The 21594-nt window shown below is 43.7% G+C and carries 22 protein-coding genes and 1 riboswitch; of the genes, 15 read left to right on the top strand and 7 right to left on the bottom strand.

Annotated features, from left to right (window positions below; genetic code table 11):
* Nucleotides 1–198: 198 nt before the first annotated feature.
* Entirely contained in the window at nt 199–738 is a 540-nt protein-coding gene (locus B050_RS0115670) for an SRPBCC family protein (RefSeq protein ID WP_018474892.1), read from the top strand.
* A gap of 77 nt (nt 739–815) precedes the next feature.
* Here the strand turns inward: B050_RS0115670 and B050_RS23840 are convergent, their stop codons facing one another.
* The 6 genes from B050_RS23840 to B050_RS0115640 all read right to left on the bottom strand — a co-directional run bounded on the left by B050_RS23840 (nt 816) and on the right by B050_RS0115640 (nt 6801).
* Entirely contained in the window at nt 816–1157 is a 342-nt protein-coding gene (locus B050_RS23840; protein WP_455423229.1) for an OmpA family protein, read from the bottom strand.
* Nucleotides 1158–2610: 1453 nt separating this feature from the next.
* Entirely contained in the window at nt 2611–3582 is a 972-nt protein-coding gene (locus B050_RS0115660; protein WP_018474890.1) for a deoxyhypusine synthase family protein, read from the bottom strand.
* 230 nt (nt 3583–3812) lie between these two features.
* A complete protein-coding gene (locus tag B050_RS0115655) occupies nt 3813–4451 on the bottom strand; it encodes an OmpH family outer membrane protein (RefSeq protein WP_018474889.1) in 639 nt (212 codons plus the stop codon).
* Nucleotides 4452–4550: 99 nt separating this feature from the next.
* Nucleotides 4551–5453 (bottom strand): histone deacetylase family protein, encoded by a 903-nt coding sequence (locus B050_RS0115650; protein WP_018474888.1) that lies wholly within the window; start codon nt 5451–5453, stop codon nt 4551–4553.
* 249 nt (nt 5454–5702) lie between these two features.
* A complete protein-coding gene (locus B050_RS0115645) occupies nt 5703–6260 on the bottom strand; it encodes a hypothetical protein (protein ID WP_018474887.1) in 558 nt (185 codons plus the stop codon).
* A gap of 172 nt (nt 6261–6432) precedes the next feature.
* Nucleotides 6433–6801: a phage holin family protein gene (locus B050_RS0115640; RefSeq protein ID WP_018474886.1), complete on the bottom strand. Its 369-nt coding sequence runs from the start codon at nt 6799–6801 to the stop codon at nt 6433–6435.
* A 185-nt stretch (nt 6802–6986) separates the two neighbouring features.
* On the opposite strand from B050_RS0115640, the gene B050_RS0115635 reads away from it, so the two are divergent.
* From B050_RS0115635 to B050_RS0115600, 7 genes are all read left to right on the top strand, one after another.
* The gene (locus B050_RS0115635) at nt 6987–7736 is read left to right on the top strand and encodes an acyl-CoA desaturase (protein WP_026235937.1); all 750 of its coding nucleotides are present in this window, start codon (nt 6987–6989) and stop codon (nt 7734–7736) included.
* 204 nt (nt 7737–7940) lie between these two features.
* Nucleotides 7941–8303, top strand: coding sequence for a BlaI/MecI/CopY family transcriptional regulator (locus B050_RS0115630; RefSeq protein ID WP_018474883.1), 363 nt, complete (start codon nt 7941–7943; stop codon nt 8301–8303).
* Between the two features lie 4 nt (nt 8304–8307).
* Nucleotides 8308–10494: a M56 family metallopeptidase gene (locus B050_RS0115625; protein WP_018474882.1), complete on the top strand. Its 2187-nt coding sequence runs from the start codon at nt 8308–8310 to the stop codon at nt 10492–10494.
* Nucleotides 10495–10674: 180 nt separating this feature from the next.
* On the top strand, nt 10675–10794 hold the full coding sequence (locus B050_RS23810; RefSeq protein WP_018474881.1) for a 30S ribosomal protein THX: 120 nt from the start codon (nt 10675–10677) through the stop codon (nt 10792–10794).
* Nucleotides 10795–11277: 483 nt separating this feature from the next.
* A riboswitch (SAM riboswitch) is annotated at nt 11278–11387 on the top strand.
* 220 nt (nt 11388–11607) lie between these two features.
* Complete coding sequence (metX, locus tag B050_RS0115610) at nt 11608–12663, top strand: homoserine O-acetyltransferase MetX (RefSeq protein WP_026235936.1); 1056 nt, start codon at nt 11608–11610, stop codon at nt 12661–12663.
* Nucleotides 12656–13876: a homoserine dehydrogenase gene (locus B050_RS0115605; RefSeq protein ID WP_018474878.1), complete on the top strand. Its 1221-nt coding sequence runs from the start codon at nt 12656–12658 to the stop codon at nt 13874–13876. Before metX ends, B050_RS0115605 begins: the two co-directional genes overlap by 8 nt.
* A gap of 179 nt (nt 13877–14055) precedes the next feature.
* The gene (locus B050_RS0115600; protein WP_018474877.1) at nt 14056–14445 is read left to right on the top strand and encodes a VOC family protein; all 390 of its coding nucleotides are present in this window, start codon (nt 14056–14058) and stop codon (nt 14443–14445) included.
* A gap of 188 nt (nt 14446–14633) precedes the next feature.
* Here B050_RS0115600 and B050_RS0115595 read toward each other — a convergent pair whose 3' ends face one another.
* A complete protein-coding gene (locus tag B050_RS0115595; RefSeq protein ID WP_018474876.1) occupies nt 14634–16055 on the bottom strand; it encodes an alanine/glycine:cation symporter family protein in 1422 nt (473 codons plus the stop codon).
* A gap of 475 nt (nt 16056–16530) precedes the next feature.
* Between B050_RS0115595 and B050_RS0115585 the strand changes: the two genes are divergently transcribed.
* From B050_RS0115585 to B050_RS0115555, 7 genes are read left to right on the top strand one after another with little or no spacing between them, the layout of a single operon-like run.
* Nucleotides 16531–17421 carry a cell division protein FtsX gene (locus B050_RS0115585; protein ID WP_018474874.1) on the top strand — a complete coding sequence of 297 codons (891 nt, stop codon included), beginning with the start codon at nt 16531–16533 and terminating at the stop codon, nt 17419–17421.
* Between the two features lies 1 nt (nt 17422).
* Nucleotides 17423–17629, top strand: a complete 207-nt coding sequence (locus B050_RS0115580; protein WP_018474873.1) for a DUF3098 domain-containing protein — start codon at nt 17423–17425, stop codon at nt 17627–17629.
* Nucleotides 17630–18427 (top strand): undecaprenyl-diphosphate phosphatase, encoded by a 798-nt coding sequence (locus B050_RS0115575; RefSeq protein ID WP_018474872.1) that lies wholly within the window; start codon nt 17630–17632, stop codon nt 18425–18427. It abuts the gene before it with no gap.
* Nucleotide 18428: 1 nt separating this feature from the next.
* On the top strand, nt 18429–19109 hold the full coding sequence (truB, locus tag B050_RS0115570; RefSeq protein ID WP_018474871.1) for a tRNA pseudouridine(55) synthase TruB: 681 nt from the start codon (nt 18429–18431) through the stop codon (nt 19107–19109).
* A complete protein-coding gene (locus B050_RS0115565; RefSeq protein ID WP_018474870.1) occupies nt 19106–20035 on the top strand; it encodes a bifunctional riboflavin kinase/FAD synthetase in 930 nt (309 codons plus the stop codon). The genes truB and B050_RS0115565 overlap by 4 nt, the downstream gene beginning before the upstream one ends.
* Nucleotides 20036–20053: 18 nt before the next feature.
* Entirely contained in the window at nt 20054–20749 is a 696-nt protein-coding gene (locus B050_RS0115560) for a CoA transferase subunit A (RefSeq protein ID WP_018474869.1), read from the top strand.
* 11 nt (nt 20750–20760) lie between these two features.
* Nucleotides 20761–21417 carry a 3-oxoacid CoA-transferase subunit B gene (locus B050_RS0115555; protein ID WP_018474868.1) on the top strand — a complete coding sequence of 219 codons (657 nt, stop codon included), beginning with the start codon at nt 20761–20763 and terminating at the stop codon, nt 21415–21417.
* Nucleotides 21418–21594 lie beyond the last annotated feature (177 nt).

The following is a 21594-nucleotide window of genomic DNA, read 5'->3' as shown; positions in this document are numbered from 1 at the left end:
CAATCATTTTTTTCGGTGGAAGCCAGATTATTTGCTTCGCAAAAAAAACGAAACTCCTCTACCTGATTTCCTAATGAATAACTGAGATTCCTTAGGATATTATTGATCTTAACAGAATTTAAACGTATATTATTTTGGTTTTGCAGAATTTATCGCATGAACCTACCCAATTTTCATTAGCCCAAAACCTACATTAATATGAAAATCCTAAAATTCATACTCTTTGGCCTCATCGGTATCCTCCTTCTGGGGCTACTAGCTGCGGCTTTTATCCCAAAAAAAATGGACGTGGAAGTGAGTGTCATAATTGATAAGCCGGTGGTAGAGGTTTTCGATTATGTCAAAAAACTTAAGAACCAGGATAAATTCTCCGTTTGGATGCAGGTAGATCCACATATGCAAAAGACCTATATGGGCATGGATGGTACTGTGGGTGCGGTATCCAAGTGGAAATCCACCAATTCGGATGTAGGACAGGGAGAACAGGAAATTAAAACAATTGTGCCTAATAAGCGGATAGATTACGAATTGAGATTCATAGAGCCCTTCCAAAGCACCGACAGAGCTTATATGATCACCGACCAAATCACTTCCAGTCAAACCAAGGTCATCTGGGGCTTCAACAGTGTCAGCCCCTACCCGATGAATCTGGTGGTGAAAATCATGGGCGTGGAGCAGATGCTCTCCAACCAACTGCAGGAAGGCCTGAGGACGTTAAAAAAACAGATGGAAGAATAAGAAGCTAAAGCATAAAAAAACCGGCCGCGGGTCTGCGGTCGGTTTTTTTATGCTATTATTTTTCAGAGGCAGTCGAATCAGTTGATGATCACCATCTCTACTCTCCTATTTTGCTCTCTTCCCACTTCGGTATCATTGTCTGCGACAGGGTCGGCGCCCCCATTTCCTCTGATCATCATTCGTTCAAAGGCCACTCCCGAATCCACCATATAGTCTCTGATGGCTTTGGCACGGTTCATAGAAAGCTGCTTATTGAGGGCGGCATTTCCCACATTATCAGTATGGCCTTCCAGCCTGATTTTCACCAAAGGATTTTCTTGCATAAACACCACCAGCTTATCGATATAGGCATAAGTCTGCTCCTGGGCTAGCTCAGCAGTTCCTTTTTCGAACAATACATCTCTCAGCACTAGGCTCATTCCTGCCTTTGCCGGGGTAAGCATCACCAATTGCTCACCGCTGATGCCCTTCACAGCTATAGCCTCCGGCAAATAGCGATCAGAAGAAACTACTAATAAGTCGGTCTGCTCTCGCAGAGGAATTTCCTTCACGCCCATCAGGTCATCAAGCACCTCAATCGTACGACCGTCGGCATCCCTCAGGCTCACCTTATAGGAGATCTCTGCCATACTTTCCTTATCCAATACACTTAGTCTAAGTCGCTCGCCGGTTAGCGCTCCCGGCTCCAAGGTTTTTGCCTGTTCTCCAGGCTCCACTTTGGGGATGGGTATAGGCGTCGATTGATCCTCGGTCACCTCGGCGACCACCACTTCTAATACTTTACTTTGAGCTTCAGCTTCTTTCCTTACCGTATCAACTGCTATGGTTGGAAGTGCTTCCTCTTTCGCCGGCAGGCTTATCGTAGTTTCCTCTTCCACTGGCGCTCTCTCCACTGGTGTTGCGGCAGTTTCCCTGACAGGATAGCTAGAGGCCAAATAAGGCTGATCTGCAGGTGCCGGAATATCCTCCAGGACGATTTCCTCTTTTCTTCTCATCAGGATATCCCCATATCCCTCACTATTCTGTGTGGTGGTCACAAAAGCCGTATAGGGGCTATTGGGATCAATGAAATAAGACAATTCTACCCCTTGGCTATTGATATCTTCCTGTAATCTTCGTGGAGTCGTCCATTTCTCCCAGCTATCATCCATCCGTTGGGTATAGAAGATATCTCTGCCTTCGCCGGTACCATGGCCATTGGTGGAGAAATAAAGGACCTGCTTATTATCATCCAGAAAAGGGGTCATCTCCTGCTCGAATGTATTGACATCAGGCCCAAGGTTTTGGGGTACGGTCCACTTGCCTTCGCCTTTTTTGAAGCTGATATAGATATCCTCATTTCCGAAGGTGCCGTAGGAATTCATAGACATCACCAATATGGAGCCGGAGGGATGAAGTCTGGCACTAAAGGAGGAGCCATTATTCTTAAAGCTGCCAAAATCCAGCTGGTTCACATATTCCCAACTGGTCTCTCCTGTCCTTCGATACAGGTGGATTCCATGTTTCTTTTGTTTTCCATCATGATATACCAAGGCGGTATTATCATCCGGAAAACCAATCAGGAGGTCATAGCCTGAGGTACTAAGACTTTGGACTGGTTTGGTTTCTTGCCATTGGTTGAAGGCGTTTTTCTTGCTATACCAGACATCGCCCAGGTCCCTGGATCCACCGATATTGTCTGGATGATAGGCGACGATGACGAACAGCTCTTCTTTGGAAGATAATACGGGCTGTTGCTCATCATAAGGGGTATTTACCTCCTTAAGGGCAAAAACCCCCTGGCCTTTGGCCGGTAAAAAAGTAGAAAAAGCAAGCAGCCCAAGGGCGCTTGCTTTTAAAATGTCACTCTTAAATTNCTGGTTTACTTTCATTTTATTGGTCTAATACAATCGCAAATACTAATGGCGCTACGATGGTCGCATCAGATTCGATGATGTATTTCGGGGTGTCGATACCCAGTTTTCCCCAAGTGATTTTCTCATTTGGCACCGCTCCGGAATAGGATCCATAGGAGGTGGTGGAATCGGAAATCTGGCAGAAATATCCCCAAAGTGGGATGCTATCACGCTGTAGATCCTGATGGAGCATAGGCACCACACAGATCGGGAAATCCCCGGCGATACCACCGCCAATCTGGAAGAAGCCCACTGTGCTATCTTCTGTAGCATTTTGGGTGTACCAATCCGCCAAATACATCATATACTGAATACCGCCTTTTACGGTATGGACATCTTTTACGTCGCCACTGATGACGTGACCAGCAAACATATTGCCAAGGGTGGAATCTTCCCATCCAGGAACGATAATTGGTAGATTTTTTTTCGCAGCCTCTAGCAACCAGCTGTCTTTAGGATCGATTTGGTATTCTTTTTCTAGTTTTCCAGAAAGCAATATTTTATAGAAAAACTCATGAGGAAAATAGCTTTCGCCGGCTTCGTCAGCCTTCACCCACTCGTCGAGGATCACATTTTCGATCCTTCTCATAGCCTCCATTTCAGGAATACAGGTATCCGTCACCCTGTTCATATGACGATCCAGAAGGTCTTGCTCGTCCTCTGGAGTCAGCTGTCGGTAATGAGGAACCCTTTCATAATAATCATGAGCTACCAAATTGAAAACATCCTCCTCGAGGTTGGCACCCGTACAAGTAATGATCTGCACCTTATCCTGACGGATCATTTCTGCGAGAGAAATGCCTAATTCGGCGGTGGACATGGCACCGGCAAGGGTCACCATCATTTTACCATTATTGTCCAGGTGAGCTTTATAGCCCTCAGCAGCATCTATCAGTGCTGCTGCATTGAAGTGCCTGTAGTTGTGTTTTAAAAACTCTGTAATCTTCATCAATATGATTATTTAAATTTCACTGTTCTTATTTCCCTAAACAATTATAACTATTAGGGCTTCAAGTATATTGCCAAACTCACTATTCTCTTACTATAATAAGCCTTATAAACCTGAGCCTATAAGGCGGATACTACCTATGAAAGAATAAAAATACTATAATATAAGATATGAAAAAAGCCCGGTAAAAAACCGGGCTTTATAAATTCATCTAAGGGGAAGCTGTTTGATTATTTTGCCTCCGTAGCGGTAGAATCTTTACTTGCACCCGTGGCAGTATCACCTGCCTTATACGCGTCATTCAGACCAGAAGTCACCTCAGTGGTTACATCCAGAGTTTCGTTGGCATACCATACGCCCCCACCTCTGGTATAACTTAGCACCATTTCCAAGCCTTTATCTTTGGCGTAGTCCTTCAAGAAAACCTGAATTTTGTCGTACACTTGATTGTAAAGGTTGGCTTCATCTGCTGAAAGCTCCTGCATCAGGTTATCTCTATAACTTACCAGGTTTCTTTCTTTAGTCATCAAATCTTCCTGCTTGGCTCTGGACTGGTTAGGCGTCATATTTTGAGCAGATTGCTGAAAATTAGTCACCTCTTGTTCAAAACCTTTTGCTCTGTTGGCTAATTCGCCTTCGTAGCGCTTGCCTTTCTCAGCAATTTCAGCGGATTTGTCTTTAAAAAACTGGTAGTTGTTGATCACACTGTCCGTGTTGATATAGGCGATTTTCAGATCGCTTAGATCCACCTGAGCATTGCTGCCTGATTCAGCACCGCCATTTGCAGCACTTCCACTTCCATTATCGCAGCTTGTCAATAAGGCACCTGCAATTCCTAAAATCCCTAATACTTTGCTAATTTTTCTCACTTGTATTGTTTATTATTTCAACTTGCCGCAAATATAAACAAACTTATGATTCTACAAATTTTATTTGCATATGATAACAGTTTTTTAGCATATCAAGCCCTAAAAATATAAATATTGCGCTAATCTATAGGTATTGGCATGGGCCTCGATGATCAAGGAGATCTTCTCGGAATAGCCACCTCCCATACAGCACATAATAGGAATTCCCTTTCGCTTCGCCAGTGTCAGGACACGTTCGTCCCTCGATCGGCAGCCCGCCAGACTAAGGCCCAGCCGCCCTAGTTTATCGCTCGCAAGCACATCCACTCCACACTGATAAATCAAAAAATCGGGCTGAAAGCTATCCATGACTGGCTCCAGATGCTGATCCAATACCTCCAAATATTCCGCATCTCCCATGCCGTCCGGCAGTGGCACATCAAGGTCAGATCGCTCCTTATGCAGTGGGTAATTGGCCGCGCCATGCATACTAAAGGTAAACACCTGCTCCTTATCTTGGAATATTTCCGCAGTCCCATTTCCCTGATGCACATCTAAGTCGATCACCAACACTCTATTGGCCAGGTGATTGTCTAATAGGTAATTGGCAGAAATAGCAATATCATTTAATAGACAAAAACCCTCTCCCCGATCCGTAAAAGCATGGTGCGTGCCTCCAGCACTATTCATCGCTATCCCATACTTCCGGGCATATAAGCAGGCCTGTACAGATCCATCCATAATATGAATTTCTCTTTCGATAAGTGCTTGACTCAGCGGAAAGCCCGTTTTTCGAATTTCTGATTTATCCAGCGCAAGGTTCCTGAGCTTGGACACGTACTCAGGCTTATGCGTATTCAGAAGCCACCGCTCCTCTAAGGCCTTGGGAATAAAGAGATTCTCCTCCCCGATCGTGCCCTCATACAACAATTGCTGAGGGAGCAATTCATATTTTTCCATTGGAAAACGATGGCCTTGAGGAAGTGGATGGGCGTATTTTTCGGACCAAGCTATTTTGAGCATGCTATTATAATTCCAGTTTGAGAGAGAAGTTCCTAACCTACCTCCTTCTATAAACAACAAAAACCGTTTGTTGCTTCACAACAAACGGTCAAGGTATAATGTTTTACTGAAGGGACAAGGATATAGCCCAATGCTCCCATCCTTAAGAAGTAGGGAAACTAGACCTGTTTCCATTCCAAATCCAGGGTGATTAAAAGAATAGAAAGGTCGATATTAAGGGCAATAATCTGTCTAATGATTTTACTTGGATTACTCTTCTACATCTTCTGACTGGTAGGAGAACAGGGTCTCGTCGAGTACCAAGGTATCATCATTGAATTCTTTGATAAACTTAATAATGGAACCTTCAGTCACCTGATCCAGATGAAGTGCCGCATCCACACCTATCCCAAAGTCATGGTTGGTATCGATATCGACAAATTCCTGCACTTTCACTGCCTCATCTTCCTCGAGCTCCATGATGATTTCGGTGATAAACCAGCCCACCTCTTCCTCATCGCTATTGAGAGGTTTAAGGTTTCCGTTTTCATCTTCTTCATAATGGATCCCCTTAAAGTTGGGGAATTTTTGCGCGGCTTTGTGCTCTGCCAATTCGTAAATTTCACTAGAGTGGTGTAACCTCAAAGTATAAAGAGCTGCATCATAAATCACCTCTCGTCCTTCAAACATTCCAATAAAGTAAAAGTTGACGAACTCTTCGCTGTTGGCATCGGATGGCACTATTTTATAGGGCTTACCTGCACTCTTAAGCTCTGCTTTTAAGCTTTCAATGGTTTCGGGATTAAACCCATCATTTTTGTACAACATATGCTTTAATCAAAAGGGTGTTTCAACAAATATCAAACTTAATATAAAAATAACTAGAGCGAGTCTAGACGCATTTACCATATATAAGTAATTAATTTACAACTAATTACCATAAAACAAAATCCACTTGTGAATTTTTAATGTAAATGGTGAATTTTTAATTATTTAGGTATTAATCTCTTTCAAACAAAGAAACGCCAAAAAGGGCATTTATTATAGATAATATCAAACTAAAAAGCAGTGCCCACCAAAAACCATCTACCACAAATCCGGGGATGATGGCAGCAGCCAGCATGATAATAAGGGCATTGATCACTAAAAGAAATAAGCCAAGCGTGACCACCGTAATAGGTATGGTGAGAAAAATCAAAATGGGTTTTACAGTGAAATTCAGCAAGCTAAGAACTGCCGCTATAATCACGGCCACCCAAAAATCCTCAACATGAACACCCGGCAATAGATAGCCCGTAATAATTACCGCTAATCCCGCAATGATCAATTGGATAAGAATACTTCCCCAACTATTAGTTTTTGCACTCATACATTTTATTGTTTTAGGTAGTTACTGTTCAATAATTATGCATTATACCCGTTTTTGAATAAGCAAACAATCAAATTTTCGCCAAAAATTATGAATTATGTCATGTTTTTCAAAATAACTCCATTGGCATTAACTATTTCCGATAGAAGGAATTATCTTTGTAATCTAAATCAATTCTAAATTTCGTGATATTAATAGTATTCTTCCTCCTTCACTGGTATTTCTCTTTGTTTTGCCAGAGTTTCTTTCTGCACCGCTATGCGGCTCACCAGATGTTCATTATGAATAAGTATTGGGAAAAGTTCTTCTACCTTTTCACTTGGATGTGTCAGGGCAGTTCTTACCTCTCCCCAAGAGCTTATGCCATCCTTCACCGTATGCATCATGCCTACAGTGACACCCCTAAAGATCCACACAGCCCACATCATACCGAAAACCTTTTCACCATGATGTGGAAAACCAAAAACATATATAATGAATACTTCAGCTTCCGTCTGATGCCGGAAGAAAGGTTCTCAAAAGACGTGCCTGACTGGAACAAATTCGACCGTATGGCCGATAGTATGTTCGTCAGATTAGCTTGGGGACTTCTTTATGTAGCCATATACGTGCTTAGCATTAGCGTTTTTCACCTGCCAGGCACGCACTGGTGGATGTACTTCCTTCTTCCTATTCACTTTCTGATGGGCCCAGTTCATGGGGCTATTGTAAACTGGAGTGGACATAAGTACGGCTACGCCAATTTTGACAATAATGACCAATCCAAAAACAGCCTGTTGCTGGATGTCCTAATGCTCGGTGAGCTGTTTCAAAACAACCACCATAAACTTCCCAACCGACCCAATTTTGCGGTGAAGTGGTACGAATTTGACCCTACCTATCCGGTGGTTAAGCTACTGCATTTCACTAGGATCATAAAACTAAGGCCTGCCTAAAGTAAGCCACTCAAAACCTCCCTCATACGGAGGTTTTTTTTTGCCCTATATCAACTAATTTATTAATTCAAACTATTGTAATAGTTGCGAAACTAAAAAACTATTTATATATTGATAAGGTCAATGGTAATTAGTATCCCTTTCTTGTTATTTACAAACTAAATGATTAAGTTAACAGGGAAAAATAACCAGAATTGAGAAAAAATGAGAGAGTTAACAAGAGCAGAAGAACAAGTCATGCAAATTCTTTGGGAGATCGAAAAAGGATTTGTCAAGGACATTCTAGTAAAGATGACAGAGCCCAAGCCTGCCTACAATACTGTATCAACTATCATCCGAATATTGGAGCGTAAAGGTTTTGTCAAGCACAAGGCTTATGGAAAATCACACGAGTATTTCCCTATCGTATCCAAAGATCAGTACCGAAGTTTCTCCATTAAAAATTTACTATCTGGATACTTTGGTGGCTCATTTACCAAGCTAGCTTCCTTTTTTGCAAAAGACGAACAGATGGACATGAAAGAAATTGAAAAGATACTTGATGAACTTAAGGACAATGTAAAATAAACCCATGGTTTTTCTGATTGATTATATCTGGCAGAGTTCTTTCTGCCTACTCTTTTTTTTCGGAATTTACTGGTGTTTTCTCCGTGGGGAAAAGGCCTTTAATTATTCACGTATATTTTTATTGGTTACTCCAGTCCTGGCCTTATTATTTCCATTGCTCAAAATCCCCGTGGACTTCTCGAAGCCCTCCATTTCCCTGCAAAATCTGGAGTTTATGCAGGCCATTCATGCCAGTGAGCAGCAAGAGGATGTAGCGGCCACTTTTGGGCTGCCTGAAGTGCTCGTAGAAAGCACCAAGCTTCCTATACTGCTCGAATGGGGAGATTACCTCCTCCTAGCTTATCTCTTTATCTGCACACTTTTGGTCATCCATTTATTATGGCAACTCCTGCAGCTGCGCTTATTGTCCGAAAAAGGCTGGTACCAAACCATTTATAAGCTCCAAGGGAATTATTTTCTGATCCCCACCTTTGGGATGACTCCTGTATTTTCCTTCTTTGATAAGATATTCTGGGATGATACCCAGTCTCTGGCTCCCGAGGAGAAAGAGCAGATCTTAAACCACGAAAAAGAACATATCCGCCAAAAACACAGCTGGGACATGCTGTTCTATCAGGTACTGACCATCCTCTTTTGGTTCAATCCAGGCATTCACCTGATGCGCTCTGCCCTGATCGATACCCATGAATTTTCTGCCGATGCCAAGGTCCTCAAAAATTCTATGAACAAAGATCTTTACCCCAATCTCATTGTCAAAATCGCCTTTAAGGGATTGGACCTTCCGGTAGGAAACCACTTTATTCGGTCCTCTACCCTAAAAAGAATCATGATGATGAAGAAATCGAACCGAAAAAACTGGGTTAAACTCCTGATGGTAATCCCACTTACGGGAATGCTGATGGCGCTGGTCTCCATGAAAACTACTGATCAGAGCCCCCTGATAAACTCTCTCTCTAGCATTAACATCAAAGTAATCGAAAACCAAATCCTTCAAGCCCGGGACACCATCCAGGTGGGCACCAGGGTCTTCAAAATCACCAACCCTAAGCATTATGAATATATCTCAGGATTGGAGAATGGTAAAGTCTCCGCTCAGCTTGGTTATTTAGGTTATGAATTTACGGATATCGATGACCATAAAGAACATAAGCAAGTACTGGAAATGATCGATGTCCTAAAGGGGAACAGTCATTTTGCAAAGAATTATTCGGATCCTGATCTAGCGATCAGTCCAGATCAGCAACCACAGCCTATCAGTGATCAGGAATCCATGGTCAACTTTATTTCCAGAAACCTAAGCTTCCCCATTATAGCGCGTGAATTGGAAGCTGATGGAACCGTCTTAGTGGAATTTATCGTGGATCGAGAGGGAAATATCAAATCCCCTATCCTAAAGGAATCTATGGGAATGGGACTGGATGATGAAGTCCTGAGACTATTTAATTCTAAAGACATCCCAAAATGGAAGCCAGCATTAAAGGACGGCAGCCCAATCAGCACCTTGGTGGAATTGCCAGTGGTATTTGAGACGAGGACATTCTCCGCTTCCCAGCTCGGCACCAGCAGCATACCTCCCTCCAGGGAGCCGGTGATCACTGAGGTAGATGAAATCCCCTATCCAAATGGAGGGGCCAAAAGGTGGCATAATTATATTTCTTCCAATATGGAATACCCAATGGCCGCGATCAATAATAAGGTGGAAGGTACGGTATATCTTTCCTGTATCATTGGCTCCACGGGCATTGCAAGGGAAGTAAAGGTAATCAGTGGTATCGGCGCCGGAGCAGATGAAGAAGCGGTCAGACTATTGGAGCAATCGCTCCCGTGGACTCCCGCCAAAGTAAATGGCAAAGCAGTAAGTACTCAAATTAAGGTGCCGATCAAATTTGACTTAGCAAAGGTAAGCCCTCCTAATCCCAATCGTATTAAAAAGATCACCGTAATGGGCTATTCCGCAAAGGAGGAACCTGCCAAACTACTGAAGCCGAAGGCGGCGCCTGCTATCGGCCAAAATGACTTATCCAAGGTGACCTACTATGTCAATGGCAGGAAAACCGATCTGAGGGATGTCCAGAAGATTGTCCCTACGACTATCGAAAGCATCACCGTGCTCAATAAAATCTCTGCCAAAGCCAAATATCCCAATGCATATAAAGATGGGGTGATTGAGATAGCTCTGAATGACCAGTAGGCCCTCCTTGAGTTTCAGCAGCCTATATTTCCAAAAATCTATATTATCAGTAATTATCACCTATAATTTCCTCTATTAATCCTAAAACAATCGATTTTCACCTTGCTTATCTCTTATAGTCCTCTTAACTTAGAGATAATATTAAATCAATCTTATAACCGTAAAACCAAGATAAGTAGAATGGGAAAAGGCGATATTAAAAGCAGAAGAGGAAAAATTAAAAGAGGTACTTTTGGAAAAAACCGGCCTCATAAGAGTCAAAACAAAGTAAATAAGAAGAAGCAAACACAAGGCATATAAGGTCCTTGGAAGCCACCAATCATTTAAATAATATAGAAGAGCGGGAATCCCCGCTCTTCTTTTTTGCTTATTCCCGCCCAATCAATATTTCCTAAGCCCCTACTCTGATTTATTTCTAAAATACTCACCTAGAATAAGGAGGTTTTATCCTCCAAAGGAAGGGGCAGGTATCAACGTCGGACCAGAAAATAGCCTCTCCTAAAGATTTTGATTTGCCATTTGAATTTTAGCGATTGGACTGGAGCCAATATGGTTCAAATAAAGACTGGTTATAATATTTCATTTCCTTACGCTTTTGCTCATCATTAAGCGCCTCATAATGATCAATTTCCTATGGGAAAGCGCCTACAAAACCCTTTCCCTATCGATTTTATGGGGTTTTTGGGAAGGATAAAAATTTATAATTCCTTTGGTAAGAAACTTGCAAAATCGAAAATCCCATTGTTTATTTGTGGTATCCTTTTACTTTTTATAAAGTATAGGGATTTATACAGAAGAGGTGAGAGACAGGCTCGAAGACCCTCTGGCAACCTGGAAAATCCAAGGTGCCAATTCCTGCCAAATGTGAATATCCGCATTTGGAAATATAAATTCTTAATCATGAATTTTATTAAAAGGATACTTCAAACAGCACAATTACATCTACTTACTTTCCAACAATCTATTTTGATAGAGCCTATTCAGACCTCCAAGGGTCGAATGTGTTTCTGTATGTGTTGATCTCCCAATCTCGCAGTGTTTTTGCTGCACTCCCTAAAAATTAATTATTGACGATACTTGCCGCCCTCGGGCAGCATCAAAATAGAGTATAAAATGAATTTAACCTCACCGTATCTGATTACTGATATGAGCCAAGAAACTTTCCACTGCCAGGAAGAATTAAAACTGGAATCTGGTGAAGTATTGCCTGAATTTGACCTTTGCTATACGACTCAGGGTCATCTGACGCCAAAGAAGGATAATGTCATCTGGGTGCTCCATGCCCTTACCGGCGACTCCAATGTACAGGAGTGGTGGAGTGGCCTGGTGGGTGAAGATAAATTCTTTGATCCCACCAAATACTTTATTGTATGTGCCAATAACCTGGGCTCCTGCTATGGCTCGACTCAGCCACTAAGCACCAATCCTGTCACAGGCAAGGCCTATTATTACGATTTCCCTAATCTCGCCACCCGAGATATGGCCGCAGCTTTTGACCGACTTAGAGAGCATTTGGGGATAGAGAGCATAGACACCATTATAGGTGGATCCCTCGGCGGGCAGGTAGCCTTGGAATGGTCCTATATTCTTCAGGAGAAAGTTAAAAACACCATCATCGTAGCCTCCAACGCTAAAACCTCTCCATGGACCATAGGCTTCAACGAAGCGCAGCGTATGGCCATCGAGTCTGATTGCACCTGGGGCGAGAAGCGTCCCGATGCAGGCAAAAAAGGCCTTGAAACCGCTCGGGCCATTGGAATGCTCAGCTATCGTCATCAGGAAATCTTCCAGGCTAGCCAAAGTGAGTCTGAGGAAAAAACCGATCACTTTAAGGTCAGCAGCTACCTGCGCTACCAAGGCGTAAAACTTGCCAACCGATTCAATGCCCTCTCCTACTGGGTACTGACCAAAGCCATGGACAGCCATGACCTTGGACGTGCACGTGGAGGCACTGCAAAGGCCCTCTCAGAAATCAAGTCAAAGGTTCTTTCCATTGGCATCAATACCGATATGCTCTTCAATAAAGAGGAATCCCAGTTTATCAGCCAGCATGTCCCCAAGGGTACATATAGAGAAATCTCCTCCATCTATGGCCATGACGCTTTCCTGGTGGAAAACGAGCAAATCAATTATATTCTAAAATCTTTTTACCTGGAAAATAATGACTAAGAAAACAGCTCTTTTTGGATTTGGTGTAGTTGGGCAAGGCTATTATGAAATAGCCAAAAAGCATGAAGGCAATCTCACGCCGACCTGCATCGTGGTGAGGGACTCTTCTAAAGAAAGGCTGGAGGGATTACCCCTATCCTATGACCCAGGGGACATTCTCAATGGAGAATATGATATCATCACCGAGCTGATCTCTGATCCTGACCAAGCGTATGACTACGTCACTCAACTCCTTAAACAAGGAAAGAAAGTGGTCTCCGCAAATAAAAAAATGATTGCTGATCACCTTCCTGAATTGATTGCCTTGCAATACCAATATGGAGGTGTACTGCTCTATGAAGCTGCCGCTGCGGCAGGGATTCCTATCATTCACACCTTGGACAGCCACTATGACGGAGACCAAATCACCTCCATCAAGGGAATTCTTAATGGCTCCTCTAATTATATCCTGAGCAGATTGAGCTTGGATGGCCTGGACTTTGACCAAGCGGTAAAGCAGGCTCAGGAAAATGGCTTTGCAGAGGCAGACCCTACCCTGGACATCAATGGCAGCGATGTGAGTAGTAAGCTCTCCATTCTTGCTCTTCATGCCTTTGGCAATTATATAGCCCCTCAAAAAATACTGACTATCGGCGTCCAATCTATTCGTTCTGCCGATATACAATTAGCGAAAGCGCTCCACCTATCCATCAAGCTCATCGGCAGCGCCAGCCAAAGCCCATCCGGCTGCCAAGCCTATATTCTCCCCACTTTCGTCAATAGTAATGACCCACTATTCCTAGTGCAAAACGAGTATAATGCGGTCAAAATAAATTCAGAAAACCTAGGAGAACAAGTGCTAATAGGCAAAGGGGCCGGAAGCTTCCCCACTGGCGCATCGGTATATGCTGACCTTCGCAGACTTCCCGCTGGCAAGGGATATCGCTATGACCTCCTAAATGGTCAGGTTCCTACCAGCCAAAGTCCGGAATTAAGCCCTCTTAAAGTATTGCTGCGCTCAAATGACCAAAAGAGCCTCGCCACCCTCGCAGGCGCTGAAGGAATTATCTCTACGGATGCTGGCTATTGGAAAATCTGGAATACCGGTTCCGAGCAGCTTTTTGCCCATCAGGATTACCTTAATCAGCACCAACTTTCGGTGATATCCTTAGGGGATAATGATATTGAGCAAGAAATAGTGGATGCCTTAAATCTAAATTACGCCTTAGCTTAAGCTTCTTCCACTGAGACATTATGGAATTCTATAGCCTTCGTTCCTTAAAACAAAAGGCTATAGAGAAGGACTTCGTTTATTTCTGCTTCATACTTTGCTATAAATCCCTACCCTTTGGCACAGGTTTAGCTTTATTGGCGGTATATTAATCTGATCATGTGGATCATTAATCGTATCGTATGAACTATTCCCAAATCAAAGAAACGTGTATATACCTCACCGACCTGGATCAGGCAGAGGCATTTTATAATGGATTATTGGATATGCCGATCATTTCACGAGAAGATGATCGGCATATCTTTTTTAGATGTGGAAGCTCTGTATTGCTATGTTTCATTCCTGAGGTTACCAAAAATGAAGAAAACCTCCCGCCCCATTTTGCCTACGGCAAGCAGCATATCGCGCTGGAGGTTCCTGCTGAAGAATATGACGCTGCAAAAAAAGAACTCCTTGCCAAAGGAATAAAAATTACCCATACTCAGGATTGGAAGGAAGGACTGGAAAGTATCTATTTCGACGATCCCTTCGGCAATGTCCTGGAAATAGTTCCTAAAGGAATCTGGGAATAACAATGTCCTGTTTCCTTATCCTATTAGTATCAGCATAATAAATATTGATCAACCTATCAGGTAGATCCTCTTCTGCAGAAGCTCAGCCTATAGGAGATCGCATATATTTGGGGCAAAGCCCCGCTTCATTTAACCCTATAATGCCGGTGGTTGAAATCAGCGGCTAGGCTACTTTGTTTTCATGAGCATTAGTCCCAGAAGTCGGCATTCTCCACTCCTGCTTCTTTGGCTTTAAACACAGGATCTTTGCCTTCTTTCTTTTGGCGTTTATAATCTTCAAAAGCTCTCATTACAGGCTTTCGTAAGAGCAGAATCGCTATGATATTGAGCCAGGCCATTAAACCCACCCCAATATCGCCCATGGTCCAGGCAAGTTTGGCCGTTCGGATCGTGCCATAGAAAGTCGCTATTAATATCAAAGCTCTTAAAGCCCAAAGACTCCAAACTCTATTTTTGCCCCGATTCAGGTAGGACAGATTGGTCTCTGCGATATAGTAATAAGCCATAATGGTGGTAAAGGCAAAAAACAATAAGGATACGGCAACGAAACCACTGCCGATAGAGGGAAACTGCGTGGCCACAGCGTATTGGGTATATTCAGCACCAAATTCCACGCCGGGGAGATTCTCTACTAAGAACCCGCCCTCGGGATGGATTACATTATATTGGCCCGTAAATAAGATCATCAGGGCAGTGGCAGTGCATACAAATAGCGTATCAACGTACACCGAAAAGCCCTGCACTAATCCTTGCTTAACAGGATGACTCACCTCTGCTGCTGCCGCTGCATGAGGGGCAGTCCCCTGTCCTGCCTCATTGGAATATATTCCTCGCTTCACCCCCCAGGCAATCGCCATCCCGAATACACCACTAAATGCGGATTCCATATTGAAAGCTGATTTGATGATCAGTGCAAAAATCTCTGGCACCTCGGTAATATTAAGTCCAATGATCACTAGTGCCATAAGAATATAAGCTGCGGCCATAAATGGAATCACCACCTCTGCCACCTTGCTAATGCGCTTCACGCCTCCAATAATAATCAAAGCCAACACGGCTGTCACCCCAATACCAGTAAAAACTGGGTCGATTTGGAAGGCATTTTTCACGCTTAGCGCGATACTATTGCTCTGTACCCCTGGCATCAGGACGGCGGTACTCAAGATGGTGGTAAGGGCAAATAAAACTGCATACCACTTTACCTTTAGGCCTTTTTCGATATAAAAAGCAGGCCCACCGCGATATTGTCCATTATCCACCTCCTTATAGATCTGGCCTAAAGTGGACTCTACAAATGCCGATGCAGCGCCTAAAAAGGCAATCACCCACATCCAGAAAATCGCCCCTGGTCCACCCATTGCGATAGCCGTGGCCACACCAGCGATATTCCCTGTCCCCACTCTGCCACTGATCGCAATGGCAAAGGCCTGAAACGAAGAAACTCCCTTATCCGAGGACTGCCCCTTGAAAAGCAAGCGTATCATTTCTCCCAAATAGGTAACCTGCAAAAAGCGCGTGGTGATAGAAAAATAAATTCCAGCAAGAAGGCATAAAACAATCAGTGCGTTGCTCCAAACGAGAGCATTTATAAACTCTACAATCTCTTTCATAATCTCTATTGGGTGAAGGAAGAAGAAGCATCAAAAGCCAACATTCTTCCATTGGGCTCAAACCCAAATAAAAGAAAAATTTCGCAAATTTTTCAAAATAATATTTCAACAGGTTTGTTTTTTTAGGCAAATGGCAAATTTTCCCTGACAATAAACCATTCCCCCCTCCAAAACCACCCTTTCCACTGCAAGTGTATTTTTCCTGATTCTAAAACTAAGGGTAAAAACTATGAGTATAAACTCATTTTTTTTTGGCTCGGAGCACCTAAAATCAAGATCGCTCAAGGAAGATTATAATTGGACTATATAAACCGCGGATTATCACCTTAGCAGGAAGACCTGTGGGCAAAGGCTGATAAGCAAAGTCCACTTTGATAAAATCGAAGAAGCAGCTGACAAAAGAGATTTTCATTTTCAGTCAATAAGGTTGGTTTAAATCAGATAGCTGATTAATTTTGGAGCAATTGTATGGTATATGGGCAAATCGAACAGAAAAAAGAAAAGGCTAGGTAGTTTTAAATTTATGAGTGTGCTTTTCAGCACTACTCTTTCCCTGTTTATTGTAGGGCTGTTTGGGGTCATTGTGATTCAAGCGAAAACCCTCACCTCCATCATTCGAGAGAATATAGAAGTACAGGTATTTCTAAACAAAAACATCACCGATGCCGACCGAGGCAAGCTTCAAAAAGCATTGGAAGGGCAGGATTTCCTACTGGTCAAAGAGGATGGTGCCCAGCTTTCCTATATCTCTGCGGATGAGGCTGCAGCCACCTTTTTAGAAGATACTGGTGAAGACTTCAGCAAGTTCCTCAAGGACAACCCCCTGCGGGATAGCTATGTATTATCGGTGAAGGAAGAATACCAAACGACAGAAAAAATGCTAGCCATCGTCGCCGAAATTCAGCAAATGGATGGGGTCTTTGAGGTTACTTATATGAATGACCTGGTGGAGTCCATCAATAAAAACCTAGTCAAGGTAAGCATGGTATTAGGTGCTTTTGTCTTAATTTTGGTAATTACGGTAATCATCCTTATTAATAATACGATACGATTAGCCCTATTTAGTCAGCGTTTTCTGATTCGCAGCATGCAGTTGGTGGGAGCCACGCGGGGATTTATCCGTAGGCCATTCCTCAATCGCTCCTTTTTCTTTGGAGCTATGGCAGGAATTATCGCCTCGGCGATGCTATTTGGACTTATCATCTATGCCAAGGCCAATATTGATGGCTTTGCCTTATTACAAAACAATCAATTGCAGTTCATCCTATTTGGTGGGCTGATTTTATTAGGATCCATTTTATCCTTTTTCAGCACGCTAAGAGCTGTCAACAAATATTTGAGAATGTCCTTAGACGAACTATACTAAAATGAATAAAAACAACTTACCCTTTTCCAGAAAAAACTACCAGCTCATGTTGATTGGAATAGCCATTATCATTGGCGGTTTTGTCATTATGGCCTTGGATGGTGAGCCACATGGTTTTGGTTTCATGGGATTGACCCTTGGGCCAGTAATCACCTTGGCAGGTTTTATTTTTGAATTCTACGCAATTTTTTACAAATCAGAAAAATAAATGAGCATCATAGAAGCAATTATCCTTGGTATCATCCAAGGACTTACCGAGTTCTTACCGGTATCCAGTAGTGGACATATAGAGTTAGGCTCTTTCCTATTAGGAGTAAAGGCCGCCGACAACCTCTTATTTACCGTGGTAGTACATGCTGCCACCGCCCTGAGTACGATCATAGTATTCAGAAAAGACATTTTGGAAATATTTAAGGACCTGCTGAAATTCCAATGGAATGAGGGCACGCAGTTCGCTACCAAAATCCTATTATCCATGATTCCTATTGGGGTGGTGGGCGTATTGTTTGAGGATGAGATAGAAGCTCTCTTTGGAGGCAATATTGTATTTGTGGGTGGAATGCTGCTGATAACTGCCGTTTTATTGGCATTTTCTCATTTCGCTGCCAAGCGTGAAGGCCATGTTACCTTCCCAAAGGCGGTAATTATTGGTATTGCACAGACGATAGCGATCATGCCGGGGATTAGCCGCTCAGGCTCCACGATAGCCACTGCGATATTGATCGGTGTGGACAAGGAGCGGGCGACGCGTTTTTCCTTTTTGATGGTATTGATCCCTATCCTGGGAGCTTCTGCCATTAAGTTATTGAAGTTTTTCAAGGATCCTAGTATTGCCGAAGGCATCTCAGCAGTAAGCTTGACGGCAGGATTTATCGCCGCCTTTCTTGCTGGCCTAGCCGCATGTATCTGGATGATCAATATAGTCAAGAAAGGCAAGTTGATTTATTTTGCCGTGTATTGCGCCATTGTGGGCTCGATAGCACTCATTGGTGGATTAATGATGTAATATGCAAGAGCCTTACGGAGAAGTATTTCTCGTCAACAAACCTTATGAATGGACCTCTTTTGATGTGGTCAAAAAAATCAGAAACGCCCTAAAAATCAAGAAAGTGGGGCATGCAGGGACATTAGACCCTCTTGCCACCGGCTTATTGATCATCTGTGCCGGCAAGAAAACCAAAAGCATAAATGACTATATGGGGCAGGAAAAAGAATATACCGGCACCTTTGTTTTGGGAGCCACCACGGACTCCTTTGACTTGGAGCAGCCCATCATAGAAGTCGCTGACCCTGCTCACCTTACCTTAGATCAGGTAACCGAGGCCTGTAAGGCGCTGACTGGTGAGATCATGCAGATCCCTCCCGCTCACTCTGCCATCAAAAAAGATGGCAAAAGAGTCTATGAATCAGCAAGAAAAGGCATAGAGGTCCAGCTGGATCCCAGGCCAGTGACTGTATCCACCTTTGAAATCACTCGATTAGAATTACCCGAACTGGATTTTAAAATCGTTTGTTCGAAGGGAACCTATATCCGAAGTTTAGCGAGAGACCTTGGTGAAGCCTTGGAAGTGGGCGCCTATATGTCAAAACTCGTTCGGACCAGAATAGGTGATTTTAACCTATCTGAAGCGCATGAAGTACAAGAAATAGTGGACAGGATAAAAGCTGAAAAAGAAGCTAATTCATGAAAATATACGAAGGACTGGATCATTTTCATTCCATCAAAAACCCCGTGGTCACAAGTGGAACCTTTGATGGTGTGCACTTGGGTCACCAGAAGATCCTAGGACGGATACGTCAGATTGCTGAGCAAGAACAAGGCGAAACAGTCCTGCTCACCTTCTGGCCGCATCCACGCCTGGTTTTATATCCCGATGAACATAACCTTCGCCTGCTTACCACCTTTGAGGAGAAAGCAGTCCTGCTGGAGCAATTTGGCATAGACCATCTCATCACCATCCCCTTCACCAAAGAATTCTCTCAACTCAGCAGCGAGGAGTTTATCCAACGCGTGATAATCGATAAACTGCAGACCAAAAAATTGGTGATCGGATACGACCATCGCTTTGGTAAAAACCGTGAAGGGAGCTTTGAGCACCTAAAGGCGAACCAGAAGCGCTATGGATTTGCCATAGAGGAAATACTTCGTGAGGACGTGGACCATGTCGCCATCTCCAGCACCAAGATCCGTGAGGCGCTAAGCCTAGGAAAAGTGGAAGAAGCCCATGAGTTTCTGGGGAGAGACTACGAGCTCAGTGGACTGGTGATCAAGGGCCAACAAATCGGCAGAAGCATAGACTTCCCTACTGCCAATATCCATGTGCCAGATAGCTATAAGCTGATTCCTGGCGATGGTGCCTATGCGGTGAGGATCGTCGTGGACAGTTCCGAGTACTACGGCATGTTGAATATCGGTAATCGACCCACCGTGGATGGAGTAAAAAGAACGGTAGAGGCGCATTTGTTTGGTTTTGAGGGAAATCTATACGACAAACAAATAAAAGTTTATTTCAAAGATTTTTTGAGAGCGGAAAGAAAATTTGCAAATTTAGAAGAGCTAAAAAAGCAATTGGCTAAAGACAAACTTACAGCTAGGGCTATTTTTGGTTTATAGACTTCTGAATTTTGCCTTATGATTAACAAAACCGTACCCAATGCCGAGTCTGCCACTAAGGATATTGGCAGCAATTCCGTCCTTATGCTGGGAGGCTTTGGTCTCTGTGGCATTCCGGAAAACTGCATCAGCGCCCTTCTCACAAGGGACCTCCATGACCTCACATGTATCTCTAATAACGCCGGAGTGGATGACTTTGGGATCGGACAGATGTTGCAGCGGCGCATGGTCCGCAAGATGATCTCCAGCTATGTAGGTGAAAATGCCGAATTTGAAAGGCAACTGCTCAGTGGAGAGCTCAAAGTTGAGCTCATCCCTCAAGGCACCCTAGCGGAGCGAATCCGCGCTGGCGGAGCAGGCATCCCTGGTTTTTTCACCCCAGCGGGCGTAGGCACCGAAGTGGCCGACGGCAAGGAACAGCGGGAATTTGACGGTAAACTATATATCCTGGAGCGAGGTCTTATCGCTGATTTTGCCTTGGTGAAAGCCTGGAAAGGCGATACCGCCGGAAACCTTATCTTTAAAGGAACCGCCAGAAACTTCAACCCCTTGATGGCCATGGCTGGCCGAATAACGATCGCCGAAGTGGAAGAACTTGTTCCAGCGGGAGAATTGGACCCTAACCATATCCATACTCCCGGAATCTTCGTGCAGCGGATTTTTGAAGGGAAGAATTATGAAAAACGCATCGAAAAAAGAACCGTCACTCCCTAAGCCCTCCCCCCATGTTAGACAAAATCCAAATTGCCAAACGAATAGCCCGCGAAATTAAAAACGGGCAATATATCAACCTTGGGATAGGCATCCCCACGCTGGTGGCCAACTATATCCCTGAGGAGCTGGAAGTGGTTCTCCAATCCGAAAATGGCTTATTAGGACTCGGCCCCTTCCCTAACGAGGAAGAGGTGGATGCCGACCTCATCAATGCAGGCAAGCAAACCATCAGCATGGTAAAAGGCTCCGCCCTATTTGACTCTTCCATGTCCTTTGCGATGATCCGCGGCGGGCATGTGGACCTGACCATCCTCGGAGCGATGGAGGTCTCTGAAAATGGTGATATTTCCAACTGGAAAATCCCCGGAAAAATGGTGAAAGGAATGGGTGGCGCCATGGACCTGGTGGCCTCTGCCGAAAACATCATCGTCGCCATGCAGCACTGCAGCCGAGAAGGTAAGTCCAAATTACTTAAAAACTGTACCCTTCCCATCACCGGTATCCGATGTGTGCGAAAAATCGTCACTGACCTCGCCCTTATCACTGTGATGCCAGAAGGGGGATTTAGATTACTGGAAAGAGCCCCCGGCGTGAGCGTGGACGAAATCAAATCCAAAACAGAGGGCCGATTAATCATTGAAGGAGAGATTCCTGAGATGGTTTTTTGAAATTAGGCTTTAAACTTATATCCCTTATAGACTTAAACTCTATCCTTTTTATTTCTGACTATGGAAAGGACTTTAAGCCTGTGCTATAAGCGGTGGCCCTTATCTAATTAGCTATGCTTAAATCATCATTGCAAGGCGAAGCTAAAGAACAGCCAAAGCTCTTTTGTCCACGAACTA

Source organism: Echinicola pacifica DSM 19836 (assembly GCF_000373245.1).
GTDB lineage: Bacteria > Bacteroidota > Bacteroidia > Cytophagales > Cyclobacteriaceae > Echinicola > Echinicola pacifica.
Note: the sequence above shows the minus strand (reverse complement) of the source record. Positions and strands in the feature narration are given on the sequence as shown.